This is a genomic window from Hoeflea sp. (assembly GCF_984452065.1).
In genome coordinates this window covers 1-2,114 of record NZ_CFHWAF010000217.1, presented here as the reverse complement: position 1 = coordinate 2,114, position 2,114 = coordinate 1, and the positions used below count along the sequence as shown (strand labels likewise).

The window sequence follows — 2,114 nt, the reverse complement described above, 5'->3', positions numbered from 1 at the left end:
TTCGCCGAAATCCGCTTGTAGAGCCGCGCGCCGATCCACGATCCGAGCAGCGTCGCCGGCAGACAGAGCGCGGCGATCAACAGGACATCCGCCGTGATCTGCCCGGCGACCGCCATGCCGATAACGGCGAGCGTCAGAATGACAAGGTTGAAGGGCTGATAGATGGCGCGGTGCGCGTCGGCGGTGGCGTTGTGGTCGGTGAGTTGTAGCCAGATGAGCGGCAGCGGGCCGGAGCGCCCGGCAAAGCCGCCCAGAAAGCCGCCGCCGAGCCCGATGCAGCCATCGGCCGGCCTGCTCTTGAGGCTGGGGACCCTAAGCCAGGAACGGCCGAATAGGTCGATAATTGCATAGGCCAACAGAAACACGCCGATGACGGTGCGAAGCAGCAAAGGCGAGACAGCCGAAAGTGTGGCGACGCCGATCGGAACGCCCGCCGCGCCACCGGCAAGCAACGGCCAGGCGCGGCGCCAGTCAAAGGCCTTGCGGACCGCGATCAGGCCGACCAGCTGCGCGGCAACCGACGACAGCGCCACAAGCGGTGGCACCGTCTCCGGCGGCAGGACATGAAACCAGACGCCGGACGCGACCAGTCCGGTGCCGAAGCCCGTCAGCCCGGTGGTGAAGCCCGCCAGCAAAGCACCGAAGCCGACCAGTATCAGGGCCGTGGCGTCGAGTGCGATGACGCCCATCAGGATCGTCTGGCCCGCTTATGGCTGAGCCGCCGGCGCTGGTGGCGCGGCATCACCCGAACTTGAACGCGGAGACGTGCCCCGGCATTTCGACGCCTTCAAGGTTGCGCGGATCGGGTTCGGGCGGCAGCACCTCCATCCGCACCGGCAGCACGCCGCCCCAGATCGGCAACGCGTAGTCGTCGTCATCGTCGAGCGGCTGGCCGGTCCGGATCTTGGCGGAGGCCTCCTTGATGGGCATGAACATCAGGGTCGTGGCTTTCAGTTCCTGCTGCGTTATGGGGCGCAGCATGTCCCAGCGGCCGGGAAACAGGCCGTCGACGAAGCGCTGGAGGTGCCGTTCCTTCTTCTCGGTATCGGTGACCTTGCGCGCCGTTCCGAACAACATGGCCGAGCGCGAATTGACGGAGTGGTTCATCCCTGAGCGGGCAAGGACGAACCCGTCGAAACTCGCGACCGTCAGGCAGACCTCGGCGTGATCGACGCTGCGCAACATGCGGCTCGCCGAGGAACCGTGCCAGTAGACATGCTCGCCCTCGCGCCATTGCAGCGTCGGCGTGACATAGGGCCTGCCGTCGATGATGTAGCCGACGCTGCACATCGGCATGGCGTCGAGGACGGCGTGGATCGCCGTCCTGTCGTAGTGGCCACGCTCATGGTGACGCCGCACGCGGACGCGGTCTGAATATGGTTGTGCAGTCATTGTCCCCGGCTCGTCATAAAATCTCCAGCCTTGCTGATACGACGCTAACAGGACTGGAGAAATGGCCAATACAAGGATATTGAATAAGTCCAGTTGGGAAACATGGAGGAAACCACTTGCAGGCGAAACGCACAGCGGCCGAGGCGTCCCTGCTGTCGGTTTCGCTTGACCGGGAGGCAAAGACGCCGCTTCACGCGCAACTCGCCGATCAGTTGCGGCGGCTGATCCTGAACGGGCGGCTCCCCACCGGCAGCAAACTTGCGTCGAGCCGCAAGCTCAGCGCCGAACTGTCCGTCTCCCGTGTCACCGTGGTGACGGCGATGGATCAGCTTCAAAGCGAGGGTTACATTGAGACGCGACAGGGCTCGGGGGTCTTCGTCACCGCCGACCTGCCGGATGGCACGGTGCTGCGGCATGGGCGCGGTCAGGGCAGCGGTGCCGACAAGCCCTTCGTGATGCCTCATGCGCCGGAGGGTCGGCCCTTTCAAACCTTCCTGCCGGACCTGTCGCTGTTCCCGCACCGGCAATGGGCACGAACGTTCGACAAGGCCTGGCGCCAGCCCGATGCGGCCTTGCTCGCCCATCAGGACCCTTTTGGCTGGCCTGCGCTGCGGGTCGCCATCGCCGATCATCTGGCGGCCTGGCGCGGCATCGCCTGCAGCCCCGAGCAGATCGTGATCACCGCCGGCACGCGGGACGCGATCGATCTGATTGCGCGCAGC

At 65.6% G+C, this 2,114-nt stretch carries 3 protein-coding genes; 1 reads left to right on the top strand and 2 read right to left on the bottom strand.

Annotated features, from left to right (window positions below):
- Together AC5E6N_RS23390 and AC5E6N_RS23385 are read right to left on the bottom strand one after the other, a co-directional pair.
- On the bottom strand, positions 1–689 hold a 689-nt coding region (locus AC5E6N_RS23390; protein ID WP_491750058.1), incomplete at its 3' end, for a TSUP family transporter.
- A gap of 52 nt (positions 690–741) precedes the next feature.
- Positions 742–1,392 (bottom strand): pyridoxamine 5'-phosphate oxidase family protein, encoded by a 651-nt coding sequence (locus tag AC5E6N_RS23385; protein WP_491750057.1) that lies wholly within the window; start codon positions 1,390–1,392, stop codon positions 742–744.
- 116 nt (positions 1,393–1,508) lie between these two features.
- Here AC5E6N_RS23385 and AC5E6N_RS23380 point away from each other — a divergent pair.
- Positions 1,509–2,114 (top strand): aminotransferase-like domain-containing protein (locus AC5E6N_RS23380; RefSeq protein WP_491750056.1); only part of this gene is annotated, 606 nt, incomplete at its 3' end.